Below are 14,833 nucleotides of genomic sequence, written 5' to 3'. Positions count from 1 at the left end.
TTACCAGCATATTCACTGGCTTTTGGGCGTATTAAGTGGCACGCAGCCACCTAATACCAATATTTAAGGGTTCAGCGCCTTACGACTAAAGTAGATTCCATCACATTGCGTGCAAGGTATTATTTGCGTTGCGTGATAAATGTCGTGGCTATGGTTGCAATTCTTACATACTAATGTGCCCATGGCTATCCATTCGCCTGCGTGATACACCCCATTGTGCTTAAAATCTTGGCTTAAAGATTGCCACTCTAGTTGTGTTTTATCTTCTATGTGCGAGAGTTCAAACCATAAAGATTCTTTAAGTTCTTGCCATGCAAGCGAATTGTAATAAGCTTCGTGCTCAATAATGTGTTCAATATCATGCTTTAAGTAACTTTTATAAAGTTCATACCTTTCTTGACTTAAATCTTTGATTGCTTGCTCAGATTCAACAAACCCAGTAACTACATCTTTTACACCATGATCTTTTACATCTTTTAGCCAACTAGTAAAACTGCTAAGCCATGCTTTGTAATCAGTCATTTTTTACTCCTTCAAAATTGCTGTTAAATCAGTCTGTAACTTATGTATTTAGCTAACTACATTATAAAAAAGCAGGTTAACCTGCACTGAAAGTTACAATTTAATAAAAGCATGTTTTTGACGCTGTGAATAGTGTTTTATTTGGGGTATCCTAACGGCAATTTTTTATTAGTTTGCAAGAAGTCTGGAACCATAGATGCAAGAGCAATATAACCCGCAAGATATAGAGTCAAAAGTACAAAGCTACTGGGAAGAAAACCAGGTATTTAAAGTCACTGAAGATGAGAATAAAGAAAAGTATTACTGCCTTTCTATGTTTCCTTATCCGAGTGGTCGACTGCATATGGGTCATGTACGTAACTACACCATCGGTGATGTTGTTTCTCGTTTCCAGCGCCTGCAAGGCAAAAACGTAATGCAACCTATGGGTTGGGATGCGTTTGGTTTACCTGCAGAAAACGCCGCTATTAAAAACAAAACAGCACCAGCTAAGTGGACATACGAAAACATTGATTACATGCGTACACAGCTTAAACAATTAGGTTTTGGTTATGACTGGGATCGCGAAATTGCGACGTGTCATCCAGAATACTACAAGTGGGAGCAGTGGTTTTTCACTAAGCTTTACGAAAAAGGCCTAGTGTATAAAAAAATGTCGACAGTTAACTGGGATCCAGTGGATCAAACAGTATTAGCTAACGAGCAAGTTATTGACGGTCGCGGTTGGCGTTCAGGCGCTGTGGTTGAGCAAAAAGAAATTCCACAGTGGTTTATTAAAATTACTGATTATGCACAAGAGCTACTAGACGACTTAGATCAGTTGGAAGATTGGCCAGAGCAAGTTAAAACAATGCAGCGCAACTGGATTGGCCGCTCTGAAGGCTGTGATATTGAATTTAAACGCACCGATAACGACGAAACATTTAGCGTATACACAACTCGTCCAGATACCTTTATGGGTGTTACGTATGTTGCTGTTGCCGGTGGTCACCCTATTGCGCAAGAAGCGGCTAAAAATAGCGATGCTATTGCAATGTTTGTTGAAGAATGCAAAAACACCAAAGTTGCCGAAGCAGACATGGCAACAATGGAGAAAAAAGGCATTGCAACAGGCTTTTACGCCACTCACCCATTAACGGGCGAGCAAGTACCAATTTGGGTTGCTAACTTTGTATTAATGCATTACGGCTCAGGCGCTGTAATGGCAGTACCTGCACACGATCAACGCGACTTTGAGTTTGCAACCGCTTACGGTCTTGATATAAAACAAGTCATTGCACCGGTTGAAGGTTCAGACCTTGAAGTAAACCTTAAAGAATCAGCGTTTACTGATAAAGGCGTACTTGTAAATTCAGGTGAGTTTAACGGCCTTGATTTTGACGCTGGTTTTAAAGCCATTGCGGATAAATTAGAAGCTCTCGGTGTTGGTGAGCGCAAAGTAAACTTCCGCCTGCGTGACTGGGGTGTGAGCCGTCAACGTTATTGGGGTTCACCAATCCCAATGCTTAGCGACGAAGATGGTAAAGAGCTTGCAGCAACAGAAGATATGCTACCCGTTCGCTTACCTGAAGATGTGGTAATGAACGGTGTAACTTCACCACTTAAAGCAGACCCAGAGTGGGCTAAAACAACAGTTAATGGCGCACCTGCGTTTCACGAAACGGATACGTTTGACACCTTTATGGAGTCTTCTTGGTACTACGCACGCTACTGTAGCCCACGCTACAACGAAGGCATGCTAGATCCCGCGGCTGCTAACTACTGGTTGCCAGTAAACCAATACATTGGTGGTATTGAGCACGCTATTTTACATTTATTGTACTCGCGCTTTTTCCATAAATTATTACGTGACTTTGGTTTAGTTAATTCAGACGAGCCGTTTGACCGCTTACTTTGTCAAGGTATGGTGCTTGCTGAAACATTTTATCGTAAAGATGAAAAAGGCGGCGATATTTGGATCTCGCCAAGTGATGTAAACACTGAAACCGACGATAAAGGCCGCGTGACTAAAGCATGGCATAAAGAGGACGGTGAGCCAGTTTTCTCATCAGGCATGAGCAAAATGTCCAAGTCTAAAAACAACGGTATAGACCCGCAACATGTAATTGCCCAATATGGTGCAGATACTGTGCGTTTATTCATGATGTTTACAGCACCACCAGAGCAAACGCTTGAATGGTCAGACTCAGGTGTTGAAGGCGCGCATCGCTTCTTAAAACGTGTATGGAAATACGCGGTAGACGTTAAAACAGTAGGTTACCAAGCACTTGATAAATCAGCGCTAACAAACCCACAAAAAGTATTACGTCGCGACTTACACAAAGCGATTGCTAAAGTGACTGATGATGTTGAACGTCGTCAAACCTTTAATACCGCCATTGCAGCTATTATGGAGCTTTCTAATAAATTATTAAAAGCACCTTTAATAGATACCCAAGATATAGCAATTGCAAACGAAGCATTAGAAGCGCTTATTATTATGCTTGCACCTATTACGCCACATTTATCGCACGAGCTTTGGAAAGAGTTAGGTAAAGAAGGTGAGATTTTGGATGCTGCATGGCCAAAAGTTGATGAGTCGGCACTTGTTGAAGATGAAAAACTAATCATCGTACAAGTAAACGGCAAGCTCCGCGCTAAGTTAACCGTTGCAGCTGATGCAACGCAAGAGCAAGTAGAAACCCTTGCGTTTGCAGAATCTAATGTAACTAAATTTACTGATGGCTCAACCATTCGTAAAATCATTTACGTACCAGGCAAGCTACTTAACGTGGTAGCTAACTAATATGGCTGCATTTAACGCCATTAAAAACGGACTAGCCTTAGTGCTAGTCTGTTTTTTGATAACTAGCTGCGGGTTTCATCTAAAAAAAGCCTCTAGCATGCCTGATAACCTAAAACAGCTAACTCTTGTAGGTGATGATGAAAAGTCAGCCTTATTTGAAAGCCTTAAAAACGAGCTAAGAGCGAGTAATGTAGAGCTAATATCAGCAGCTAAAGATAAAGCCCAATTATATTTGTATAAAGAAAGTATTGAACGTCAAACACTATCGTTATTTCAAAATGGTCAAGTAGCTGAATACGAACTCGCTTATGGCGTATCGTATGTAGTTAAACGCCCTGGCGAAAAAGCCATTGAAAAGCGCTTTGAGCTTTACCGTAATTACCAAGACGATCCAGATCATGCGCTAGCTAAAGCAAAAGAGCTTGAGCTACTCATTAGCGAGATCCGTGAGCAAGCCAGTCGTCGTATTGTTAGAGAGCTGTCGCAACTATAATGCGCTGTTATGCTAATCAACTACCGAGTGAATTAAATAAAGGGCTAAAGCCCTTTTATTTAGTGTTTGGGGAAGAGCCTTTTCAAGAAGCACAGTGCGTACAACAAATTCGCGACAGTGCTAAAGCACAAGGCTTTGACGAAGTAATTAAGTTTACTTTAATGCAAGGATTCGATTGGCAAGAAATCATAGCTCAATATCAAAGCATGTCACTATTTAGCGCGCGCACTATTATTGAGCTTGATTTAAACCAACAAAAACCAGGCGTTATTGGCAGCAACACCTTTAAAAAAGTAATTGAGCTGGTTAATCCAGATACTATTTTAATTGTTAAAGGCGCTAAAGCCAGCCAAGAAGTACAACGCGGTGCATGGTTTAAAGCCCTTGATAAGCAAGGCGTATTTGTACCTTGCTACCCGCTTACCGGCACGCATGTAAAACGATGGCTTGATGAACAGTGCCAACGCTTATCGCTCAACATGCAAAACGATGCCAAACTGAGTTTAATAAATGCCACAGAAGGTAACTTATTAGCGTGCTTCCAAGAGCTTGAAAAGCTCTCACTACTGCACGGCAATGCATTAATTACTCAGCAATTAGTAATGCAAGGGCTGTTAAACCAAGCCAAGTTTGATATTTTTGATTTAAGCGATGCACTATTAAATGGCCACGCTAAACAAGCTATAAAAGTATTAAACAAACTTGCCAGCGATAACACCGAAGTGGTGAGTATTTTATGGGCTATAACCAAAGAGCTTAATACGCTAATAAATGTGCAACTTGGTTTATTAAATGGCGAACCAATCGCTAATTTATTTAAACAAAATGCTATTTGGAAAAACCAGCAAGGGCCAGTTCAAAACGCAATTAACCGCTTAAACATACACACACTTGAACAAATAAATAGTGATGTAGCTTTGTTTGATGCCAGTTATAAGCAAGGTAATTTAATTGCCCCTTACCAAGCGCTTGCTCATATTTGTATTAAATTTTGCCAGCCGCTCAACATTCCTATGCCGTGCCACGCGGTTAATTAATAAATAGCTAATAGGTGTTAAATGATCGCAATTTTTGGTGGCACTTTCGACCCTGTCCATTTAGGCCATATAAATATGGCGCAGCAATGTGTTAATGCGTTTAATTTAAACACGCTTTATTTTATGCCTTGTGCATTACCGGCGCATAAAGCAGCGCCTGGTATTAGTACGCAGCACCGTATTAATATGCTAAACGCGGCTATTGTGCCCTACCCTCATTTTAAACTCGATTTAAGAGAACTTAACCGAGCCGGCCCATCGTATTCGTTACTTAGCTTGCAAGAACTTCGTAAAGAGCACCCTACTACACCTATCTTATTTTTAATTGGTATGGACTCATTTAACAATCTCGATAAATGGTTTGAGTGGAAGGCAATTACGCAGCTTTGTCATATTGTGGTATATCAGCGCCCTGCTCAACATTGTACTGCAAGTGGTGAACTAAAAGGCTATATGCAAGATGCGAATGTAGACGAAGCAACCTTACTTGAGCACTCACTTGCTGGTAAACTTTATTTTTTACCGGGTAAAATGCTCGATGCTGCTTCGAGTACAATTCGCGAACAACTGAAAAAAAGCAATAAAAAGAATGAACTATTACCCGCTGCAGTGAGTCATTACATAGAACAGCATCAGCTCTATCAAATTGATGCTTAAAAACGCCTAGCGTGTTAAAATGCGCGCCATTAAATTTTTAAATTGAGACAAAACCTTGGATTCAAAACAACTACTCGCCTTTGCAATGGATAAAATTGACGATATGAAAGCACGTGACATCGTTCATATTGACGTAACAAAGACATCAGATATTACAGATTACATGGTAATTTGTTCTGGTACTTCTAAACGTCACGTGCAGTCAATTGCCGATCACTTAGCAAAAGAAGCGCGTCACGCAGATTCAGAACCATTAGGTTATGAAGGTGAAGGCGATGGCGAATGGGCACTGGTTGATTTAGGTGATGTAGTTGTACACGTGATGCAAAACGAAGCACGTAGCTATTACGATCTAGAAAAACTATGGGGCTAAACACGCACTCATTTTAGACAATGCTTGGAAGTAATACGTGAAAATACAAATGATTGCTGTTGGTACAAAAATGCCAGCATGGGTAGAAACGGGATTTGCAGAATATCAGCGCCGTTTCCCTAAAGATATGGCCCTTGAGTTAATTGAAATCCCTGCCGGTAAACGTGGCAAAAACGCAGACATAAAGCGCATTTTACACATTGAAGGTGAAAAAACATTAGCGGCTATTCCAAAAGGCAATCGTATTGTAACGTTAGAGGTAACAGGGAAAGCACTGGATACTCACCAACTTGCTAAAAATATGGAAAAATGGCAACTCGATGGTCGTGATGTAAGTTTACTTATTGGCGGACCTGAAGGGCTTGCTCCAGAGTGCATTGCAGCGTCTGAGCAAAAATGGTCGTTATCTAATTTAACATTGCCGCACCCCTTGGTGCGTATTATTGTTGCAGAGAGCCTTTACAGAGGCTGGAGCTTAAATAACAACCATCCTTATCATCGCGAGTAATGCCTTGCCATGCTAAAACATAGACCCACTATTCGTGACCACTCCGCAGAAGCAAATTTATTTGCTAGGCGAGCATTTGTGGGTTTTGTTTTTGTATTAGCTATGGTGGCTATTTTGCTGTCAAACCTATATAAAATTCAAGTAGAGAACCATCAAGATTACCAAACCCGCTCTAATGACAACCGTATTAAAGTTATTCCTATTGCACCCAACCGTGGTTTAATTTACGACCGTAATGGTGTACTCCTTGCTGAAAACAAACCAGTTTACAATCTTGAAGTCATTCCCGAAGATGTAAACGATTTAACCGAATCGCTCGATCAAGTCAGTAAAATAATTACTATTAGTGAGCAAGAGAAAGAAGATTTTTTAAAAGATATTAAACACACTCGGCGTTTCAAATCGCAAATTCTTAAAGCACGCTTAAACGAAACTGAAGTCGCTAAGTTTTCTGTAAATCAACATAAATTCCCAGGCTTTAGTATTGAAGCACGCCTAGCCCGCTACTACCCCTTTGGCGATACCCTAACCCATGCACTCGGTTATGTGGCAAAGCTTAATAAAAAAGAACTTAATAAACTAGATCAAGAAGGTCAAGCAACCAATTATCGAGCCACATACGATATTGGAAAATTAGGCATAGAAAAATATTATGAACAATTATTACACGGTGAAGTAGGCTCCCAGCGCGTAGAAGTAAATAATCGCGGCCGCGTTATTCGCACACTCAGTATGATCCAACCTAAGCCTGGTAGTGATATTGTACTTACGCTTGATATTGGGCTACAGCAAATAGCACAACATGCGCTTAAGGATATGCGCGGCGCTATCGTCGTTATGGATGCAAAAGATGGTGGCGTACTCGCACTTTATTCAAATCCAAGCTACGATCCAAATTTATTCGTACATGGTATAAGTAGCAAAAACTACAAAGCATTGCTTAACCAAGATCGCCCGCTAATTAACCGAGCAACACAAGGTCGTTACGCGCCAGCTTCGACTGTTAAACCTCACATGGCAATTTTAGCCCTTGAAGAAAATATTGTAAGTGAAAGCACTTCTATTTGGGATCCTGGCTTTTTTGAAATACCAAATGTGGAACATAAATGGCGCGATTGGAAACGCTGGGGTCATGGCCATGTTGATGTATATAAAGCGATTGAAGAGTCGTGCGATACTTATTTTTATGATGCAGCTTATCGCTTAGGTATTACTAAAATAAGCGATTTTATGGCGCGATTTGGCTTTGGTGATTTATCCGGTATTGATATTCATGAAGAAACCACTGCAATTTTACCTTCAAAAGAATGGAAAGAAGGCCGCTTTAAAGAATCATGGTGGCGAGGTGATACTATTTCTGTAGGTATTGGACAAGGCTATTGGACGGCAACCCCGATTCAAATTGCTAACGCAACGAATATTCTTGTTAATAAAGGGATTAATCATCCACCGCATTTAGCTCAAGTTGCAAAAAAAGAAGATCAAGTAACGCAAATTAACGGTGATGAAAAACCGCCGGTAATACTTAAAAACCCTGATAACTGGCGCATTGCAATTGATGCAATGCATAACACGGTAAAAAAAGTAACAGGTACCGCACACAAAGCTTTTAAAGGTGTAAGCTACGATCCGGCGGGTAAAACAGGTACTGCGCAAGTAGTTAGCATTGCCCAAGGCGAACGTTACGACGCTAAATCATTAAAAGAGCGTCAGCGTGATAACGCCATTTATGTTGGTTTTGCACCTTATAACAACCCACAAATTGTGCTCTCTATCGTTGTAGAAAACACTGGGGGCGGAAGCTCGGTAGGTGCGCCAATTGCTCGTCAATTAATGGACTACTATTTTGCAGCTAATCCTGTTGAACTTGCAGGGAATATAAAATAATGACCATTTTACACGATAAACGATCCATATGGATGCGAATGCATCTAGACCTACCATTACTCATCGCTTTGCTTATCATGATGATTGGCAGTATTACCGTTGTATATAGTGCAAGCGGGCAAGATACAGCAATGATGATCCGCCATATGACTCGCATGGGCGGAGCCGTTATAGGCATGATTATTCTAGCCCAATTTTCTCCAGCAACACTTAAACGTTTAGTTATCCCACTTTACTGTGTTGGCTTACTCATGCTGGTGGGTGTACTTTTATTTGGGGTCAGCTCAAAAGGCGCTCAACGCTGGTTAAACTTGGGGATCACTCGCTTTCAACCATCAGAACTAATGAAGCTAGCCGTCCCAATGATGGTGGCTTGGTACATAGGCAGAAACCACTTACCACCTCGCCCACTGCATTTAATTATTGGCTTTATGATTGTAATGCTTCCGACATTATTAATTAAAGAACAGCCAGATTTAGGTACGTCTATACTTATTGCGAGTTCGGGTATATTTGTGTTGTTTTTATCCGGTTTAAGCTGGCGCTTAATCGGCTTTTTAAGTTCTGTTGTTGCGCTTGCTGCATGGCCATTTTGGCACTATGGTATGCACGACTACCAAAAACAACGTGTACTTACTTTTTTAGACCCCGAAAGCGATCCGCTTGGTTCCGGTTACCATATTATTCAGTCAAAAATAGCAATAGGCTCTGGTGGTGTTGAAGGCAAAGGCTGGCTGCTTGGTACACAATCGCAATTAGAATTTTTACCTGAGCGTCATACTGATTTTATATTTTCGGTTTTAAGCGAAGAGTTTGGCTTATTCGGCGTATGTGTTTTACTTAGCCTGTACTTATTTATTATTGGCCGAGGCTTGTACATTGCCGTTAATGCGCAAGATGCATTTGGTAAATTACTGGCAGGTGCACTCACTCTGACATTTTTTGTTTATGTATTTGTAAACATAGGTATGGTATCAGGGTTATTGCCTGTTGTAGGAGTTCCTTTGCCTCTAATCAGTTATGGAGGAACATCGATGGTGACGCTCATGGCTGGCTTTGGCATTATTATGTCAATAGCGACAGATAAAAGGATGCTTTTAAAATAATGAAATTCACTTTGCGTGTTCTAATAACTGTTTTTTTAATACTCACCTTAAGTGCATGTAGTAGTTCAAGTAACCGCTACCATATGCGCCATGATTCAGCACCACTTAGAGCCCCAACTGCACTTGAAATGCAAGACGCAATAATCACTGATGTTACTAAAAGCGCCAGTGCAAGTCGTCCATATACAGTGCTTGGTAAAAGTTATTCGCCAATGCTTGATGAGTCAGGCTACTCTGAGGAAGGCATTGCCTCTTGGTATGGTCGTAAATTTCATGGTTATCACACCTCTAATGGTGAAACCTACGATATGTTTGCCATGACTGCTGCGCACAAAACACTGCCGTTACCTAGCTTTGTTAAAGTAACCAATACAGCGAACGGTAAATCAGTAATCGTGCGCGTGAACGACCGCGGCCCATTTCATGACGATAGAATAATTGATCTTTCGTACGCTGCCGCTTACAAACTAGGCTATTACACCCATGGTACAGCAAGGGTTAAGCTAGAAGCCGTTACGCTTGCGGGTGCATCTGCCCGTCAAACCTATATTCAGGTAGCTGCAGGTAGTACACTTGCTAATATTGAAGCGCTTGCCAGCACATTGCGAGAGCAATACAAATTACCAACAAATATCGTGCAAAAAGACGATATTTACAGACTGCATTTAGGGCCAATAAAAGATACCCCTCATGCAGACGAAGTATTAAAAAAATTAAAACAAAATCAATTTCAAAACGCGTTCTTGCTTTACACTCAGTAAGACCTTTAAAATGGCGTAACGCGAATCTTTAACTTTAACCATTAATGAGTATGATGAAATCTATTAAACATAAAATCCTCAAAGGTGTATGCGGCTTAGTTTGTACAGCCGCCGTATTTTCAGCCAGCGCCCAAATTATCCCGGCACCACCTCAAGTTAATGCAAAAGGTTATTTTTTAGTAGACTTTACAACAGGTAAAGTAATTGCCCAAGGTGAAGCTGATACGCAGCTAGCTCCAGCAAGCTTAACTAAGATGATGACCAGTTATGTAATTGGTACTGAAATTAAAGCCGGCAATATTGCACCAACAGATATGGTAACTGTGAGTGAAAAAGCATGGGCTAAAAACTTCCCTGAATCGTCTAAGATGTTTATTGAAGTAGGTAAGCAAATTAGTGTTGATCAGCTTAACCACGGCATTATTATTCAATCTGGTAATGATGCCTGTGTTGCAATGGCTGAACATATTGCTGGAAGTGAAAGCGCATTTGCTGATTTAATGAATGCACATGCTACTAAATTAGGTATGAGTAACAGCCATTTTATCAATAGCCACGGCCTTGATACGAATGAGCATTATACTACTCCACGCGATATGGCAACCTTAGGCGCAGCACTTATTCGTGACGTACCGGATGAATACGCACTTTATAAACAAAAGTCGTTTACTTATAACGGTATTAAGCAATATAACCGTAACTCACTATTATGGGATGAAAGCTTAGACGTAGACGGTATAAAAACAGGCCACACCTCGGAAGCTGGCTACAGTTTAGTCACTTCAGCAACTAAAAATGGTATGCGTTTAATTGCCGTTGTAATGGGCACTTCAAGCGAACGTGCTCGTAAAGTGGAAAATAAAAAACTACTTAACTACGGTTTTCGTTTCTATGAAACAATTACTCCGTACAAGGCCGGCGATAGCTTTGCTGAGCAACGTATTTGGATGGGTAACAAAGAAAATGTATCTTTAGGTATTTTAGAAGATACACCAATTACTATTCCACGTGGTCAACATAAAAACCTTAAAGCTAACTTTGAGCTAGATAACACGCTTGAAGCACCACTCGCTAAAGGCACTAAAGTAGGTACGTTATTCTTACAATTAGAGGGTGAAGACATTGCTCAATACCCACTAGTAACACTTGAAGAAGTGGAAGAAGGCAGCTTCTTTAGTAAGATTTATGACTACTTACGTTTACAAATAATGTAGACGTAAAAATAAACTCACAGCTATTGTGAAAGTTAAACGAGACGCCTCTATTATGAGGCGTTTTTTTTTGCTTGAAAAATGCTAGAATACGCCCCATATAAAGCAATCATATTGAGTTGTTATTTTTGGCACTCCAAAAAAGCAGCATTAGCTCAAGATTGTCATAACCCTTTCAGTTTAGCGCCTAGCATTTTGCTCAGAGCCAATACTTTATTTGTTTGAGGAGTCACCGTCGTGGTTCAACCTGTTAAAGATACAAAATTTGATGAGTACTTAGAGTACCCTTGCCCATTTACATTCAGAATAATGGGTTTAGCTAACGTAAACTTAACTGATCAAATTTTAGCTAAGTTACAACCAATAGCACCTGGCGATTATGCCCCTAAAGTAAAACCAAGCAGCAAAGGTAATTACGAGTCAGTAAGCCTTGTAGCAACAGTTACTAGTGGCAAACACATTGAAGAAATTTACAACGTGATCAGCAATATTGATGACGTACGCCACATGCTTTAATCCATAGTTGAGATTTGTTGTGAACGAAAACACTTTGATCGTACGCCAACTGGGTCGTCAGCGTTATATGCCTATTTGGCAAAAAATGCAGGACTTTACCGACACCCGTGATGAAAATACGCCAGATGAAATTTGGCTTGTAGAGCACGAGAGTGTATTCACCCAAGGTCAGGCTGGTAAGGACGAACACTTACTAGCTCCTGGCGACATTGAGGTGATTAAAGTTGACCGTGGCGGGCAAGTAACTTACCACGGCCCTGGCCAGCAAATGATGTATGTATTATTTAATCTACGTCGTTTAAAGATTGGTGTACGTGAACTGGTTACGTGGCTTGAAGAGTGCATTATTGAATCACTCGCCGAGTATGGTATTGAAGCTTATGCTAAAGCTGATGCACCAGGTGTATACGTTAACGACAGCAAAATTGCATCCCTTGGGTTAAGGGTTCGTCGTGGCTGCTCGTTTCATGGCTTAGCATTAAATGTTAACATGGACCTAAGTCCATTTTTACGCATTAACCCATGCGGTTATGCGGGCATGAATATGGTGCAAACTAAAGAATTAGATGGTCCTCAAAACCTAGAAAGTGCGGGTGAAGGATTGGTAAAACACATGATCAATAAGCTTAATGCAACACAGGTTAAGCATACTGAAGGGTTTGAAAACGAATGAATAAACCAGTCAAAATGGAACCAGGTGTAAAACTACGCGACGCAGAAAAAATGGCGTTGATCCCAGTAAAAGTTTTACCTACAGAAAAAACTGAAATGTTGCGTAAGCCAGAATGGTTAAAAATTCGCTTACCTAAATCAACCGATCGTATTGACGGTATTAAAAAAGCACTACGTAAGCATGGCTTACACTCGGTATGTGAAGAAGCTTCGTGCCCTAACCTATCTGAATGTTTTAACCACGGTACAGCTACCTTTATGATTTTAGGTGCTATTTGTACTCGTCGTTGCCCATTTTGTGATGTTGCTCATGGTCGCCCATTAAAACCTGATGCCACTGAACCTGAAAAGCTAGCACTTACTATTAAAGATATGAAGCTAAGCTACGTTGTAATCACTTCGGTTGACCGTGATGATTTACGTGATGGTGGTGCACAGCATTTTGCAGATTGTATTCGCGAGATTCGTAAACATAATCCAACTATCACTATCGAAATTTTAGTACCTGATTTTCGTGGTCGTATGGACCGCGCACTAGAGATACTAATCGAGACGCCACCAGATGTGTTTAACCACAATCTTGAAACTGCGCCACGTTTGTACAAACTAGCTCGCCCAGGTGCTGACTACAAATGGTCATTAGAGTTACTTCGTCGCTTTAAAGAAGCTCATCCAGAAGTAAAAACTAAATCAGGCTTAATGGTTGGTTTAGGTGAAGAAATTAGCGAAATTGAAGAAGTACTTCGCGATTTACGTGCACACAACGTTGACATGCTAACTGTAGGCCAATACCTACAACCTTCTAAGCATCACTTACCGGTTAAACGCTACGTGCCACCAGTAGAGTTTGACGGCTTAAAAGCGTATGCAGACGAAATTGGCTTTACTCACGCGGCTTCTGGTCCGTTTGTACGTTCAAGCTACCATGCTGATCAACAAGCAGCTGGTAAAGAAGTGAAATAAGTCGTTGTTATAAATTAAGGCAAGCCGTTAGTGAACAATAGTCATTAACGGCTTTTTTTGTTGTAGTTTATTACCCATAAGTAATAAGAATAATTGAATCATTTTAATTTTTAATTGCATTTCTTCTAAGTTGAGATGAGATATTATCGTTTAACTCAAGCCAACTAAAGTCCTTATTCCAAGCCTGTTTAAAGCTTTCTCCTCCTTGTGAATTATCCAGAATTTCTTTTAAATCAAATGTTTTTGAGAAATTACCTTCGTTTACGTCGTAACTTGACCACCCCCTAACTCCCAAGTCAATGTGCTCTAGAAAGCTCGATTTAAACTCGTTAGCTGCGGCCACAAAATCCCCGTTGTCATTTAATTTTTCAGATATAAGACTTTTCTCTTTATCATTAATGGAACCTGTAACTTCTAGCTCACCTGATTGATTGATACCCCCCAGTCTTTATTCGCTAATGATGGTTTTTCGGCCGCTATTTCAGCCATAATATTGTCATACTGAGTAAACATTTTTTCAACAGAGTTGGAAACTTCACCACCCGGCATATAAAGATTGACAGTAGCGATTCGAATATTATTTAACGCTTTTTCTTCTGCTTCCCTTGTTGATACAACATTATTTGTTGATATATTCATTGGCTTATCATAGGTCGCTTCAGGCTCTTTGGGTTGTTCTTTATGATATATGTCCTTAGCTAGTCGCTCCATTTCACTATTTATTTTTTCTTTACCATTTACAGGTTTATTAACTTTCACTTCTGAACCGTTCGATATAAACTGCGATGCTAGATTAGTATCATTTGAATTAACTTTCATATCATTTTCCTTGTTCGTTATTTATTACAAGTTATCGGCAGGTTATTCTCTTACTTTAGTTGCTTGTATGGTCAGTGTTGGTAATTTAGGTAAAATAAACTACCGAATATTTTCCTCCTTTCTAATCACTACTACATATTAATGGGCACCCTACTCCACTAATTTAATACTTGGTAATGGTGCCTTAGCACTGACTAAAGTTAGATTTAATGTTGGCAGCACATGGTTAAATATATAAGGCGCACGCTGCATGTGAAACTACGAACTTAACAAAATTGCATGGCTGATATTAGCACTCGCTAAAGTAGGCTTAGCCAGTAGAGCATTCTCAAAAGAAAAATGGCTTAGCGGAATATCTAAAAATGCAGCTGCAGGTATTCCAAGCTCAACAAAATAATTGTTTAGTGTATCGTTCATGCACGCAATCAGTGGCATTAAAATGCACGCAAAAACCTTTAGTGAATAATATTTAGCCCCGGGATTATGCTAATATGCTTGATATAACCGAGCGCATCTGTTTTTC

17 protein-coding genes are annotated in these 14,833 nt (G+C 40.3%); 13 read left to right on the top strand and 4 right to left on the bottom strand.

Annotated features, from left to right (window positions below; all coding sequences use genetic code 11):
• Nucleotides 1–63: 63 nt before the first annotated feature.
• Nucleotides 64–522, bottom strand: a complete 459-nt coding sequence (locus tag AOR04_RS05685; protein WP_007378259.1) for a zinc ribbon-containing protein — start codon at nt 520–522, stop codon at nt 64–66.
• 196 nt (nt 523–718) lie between these two features.
• Here AOR04_RS05685 and leuS point away from each other — a divergent pair, with 196 nt between their 5' ends.
• The 13 genes from leuS (at nt 719) to lipA (ending at nt 13,491) form a co-directional block, all read left to right on the top strand.
• Complete coding sequence (leuS, locus tag AOR04_RS05680) at nt 719–3,307, top strand: leucine--tRNA ligase (RefSeq protein WP_096792745.1); 2,589 nt, start codon at nt 719–721, stop codon at nt 3,305–3,307.
• A gap of 1 nt (nt 3,308) precedes the next feature.
• Nucleotides 3,309–3,800, top strand: a complete 492-nt coding sequence (locus AOR04_RS05675; protein WP_033028517.1) for an LPS-assembly lipoprotein LptE — start codon at nt 3,309–3,311, stop codon at nt 3,798–3,800.
• A complete protein-coding gene (gene holA, locus AOR04_RS05670) occupies nt 3,800–4,837 on the top strand; it encodes a DNA polymerase III subunit delta (RefSeq protein WP_007378256.1) in 1,038 nt (345 codons plus the stop codon). Before AOR04_RS05675 ends, holA begins: the two co-directional genes overlap by 1 nt.
• Nucleotides 4,838–4,858: 21 nt before the next feature.
• On the top strand, nt 4,859–5,494 hold the full coding sequence (gene nadD / locus AOR04_RS05665; protein WP_096792744.1) for a nicotinate-nucleotide adenylyltransferase: 636 nt from the start codon (nt 4,859–4,861) through the stop codon (nt 5,492–5,494).
• 55 nt (nt 5,495–5,549) lie between these two features.
• A complete protein-coding gene (gene rsfS / locus AOR04_RS05660) occupies nt 5,550–5,867 on the top strand; it encodes a ribosome silencing factor (RefSeq protein WP_007378254.1) in 318 nt (105 codons plus the stop codon).
• 37 nt (nt 5,868–5,904) lie between these two features.
• Nucleotides 5,905–6,375 (top strand): 23S rRNA (pseudouridine(1915)-N(3))-methyltransferase RlmH, encoded by a 471-nt coding sequence (gene rlmH, locus AOR04_RS05655; RefSeq protein WP_002958522.1) that lies wholly within the window; start codon nt 5,905–5,907, stop codon nt 6,373–6,375.
• Nucleotides 6,376–6,384: 9 nt separating this feature from the next.
• Entirely contained in the window at nt 6,385–8,262 is a 1,878-nt protein-coding gene (gene mrdA / locus AOR04_RS05650) for a penicillin-binding protein 2 (RefSeq protein ID WP_033028520.1), read from the top strand.
• Nucleotides 8,262–9,368, top strand: coding sequence for a rod shape-determining protein RodA (gene rodA / locus AOR04_RS05645; RefSeq protein ID WP_033015254.1), 1,107 nt, complete (start codon nt 8,262–8,264; stop codon nt 9,366–9,368). Before mrdA ends, rodA begins: the two co-directional genes overlap by 1 nt.
• Nucleotides 9,368–10,129 carry a septal ring lytic transglycosylase RlpA family protein gene (locus AOR04_RS05640; RefSeq protein WP_096792743.1) on the top strand — a complete coding sequence of 254 codons (762 nt, stop codon included), beginning with the start codon at nt 9,368–9,370 and terminating at the stop codon, nt 10,127–10,129. Before rodA ends, AOR04_RS05640 begins: the two co-directional genes overlap by 1 nt.
• 53 nt (nt 10,130–10,182) lie before the next feature.
• Complete coding sequence (locus tag AOR04_RS05635; protein ID WP_007378250.1) at nt 10,183–11,343, top strand: serine hydrolase; 1,161 nt, start codon at nt 10,183–10,185, stop codon at nt 11,341–11,343.
• Nucleotides 11,344–11,577: 234 nt separating this feature from the next.
• Complete coding sequence (gene ybeD / locus AOR04_RS05630) at nt 11,578–11,856, top strand: DUF493 family protein YbeD (protein WP_002958517.1); 279 nt, start codon at nt 11,578–11,580, stop codon at nt 11,854–11,856.
• A 19-nt stretch (nt 11,857–11,875) separates the two neighbouring features.
• On the top strand, nt 11,876–12,529 hold the full coding sequence (lipB, locus tag AOR04_RS05625; RefSeq protein WP_096792742.1) for a lipoyl(octanoyl) transferase LipB: 654 nt from the start codon (nt 11,876–11,878) through the stop codon (nt 12,527–12,529).
• A complete protein-coding gene (lipA, locus tag AOR04_RS05620) occupies nt 12,526–13,491 on the top strand; it encodes a lipoyl synthase (protein WP_002958515.1) in 966 nt (321 codons plus the stop codon). Before lipB ends, lipA begins: the two co-directional genes overlap by 4 nt.
• 103 nt (nt 13,492–13,594) lie before the next feature.
• Here the strand turns inward: lipA and AOR04_RS05615 are convergent, their stop codons facing one another.
• The 3 genes from AOR04_RS05615 to AOR04_RS21565 all read right to left on the bottom strand — a co-directional run bounded on the left by AOR04_RS05615 (nt 13,595) and on the right by AOR04_RS21565 (nt 14,727).
• On the bottom strand, nt 13,595–13,834 hold the full coding sequence (locus AOR04_RS05615) for a hypothetical protein (protein WP_096792741.1): 240 nt from the start codon (nt 13,832–13,834) through the stop codon (nt 13,595–13,597).
• Nucleotides 13,835–13,905: 71 nt separating this feature from the next.
• The gene (locus AOR04_RS05610) at nt 13,906–14,310 is read right to left on the bottom strand and encodes a hypothetical protein (RefSeq protein WP_096792740.1); all 405 of its coding nucleotides are present in this window, start codon (nt 14,308–14,310) and stop codon (nt 13,906–13,908) included.
• Between the two features lie 258 nt (nt 14,311–14,568).
• On the bottom strand, nt 14,569–14,727 hold the full coding sequence (locus tag AOR04_RS21565) for a hypothetical protein (RefSeq protein ID WP_157770534.1): 159 nt from the start codon (nt 14,725–14,727) through the stop codon (nt 14,569–14,571).
• Nucleotides 14,728–14,833: the final 106 nt, after the last annotated feature.

The sequence above is a fragment of the Pseudoalteromonas sp. 1_2015MBL_MicDiv genome, from assembly GCF_002407505.1.
In the GTDB taxonomy this organism is placed as follows: domain Bacteria; phylum Pseudomonadota; class Gammaproteobacteria; order Enterobacterales; family Alteromonadaceae; genus Pseudoalteromonas; species Pseudoalteromonas fuliginea.
The sequence above is the reverse complement of the archived record's forward strand: the minus strand, read 5'-3'. Positions and strand labels throughout refer to the sequence as shown.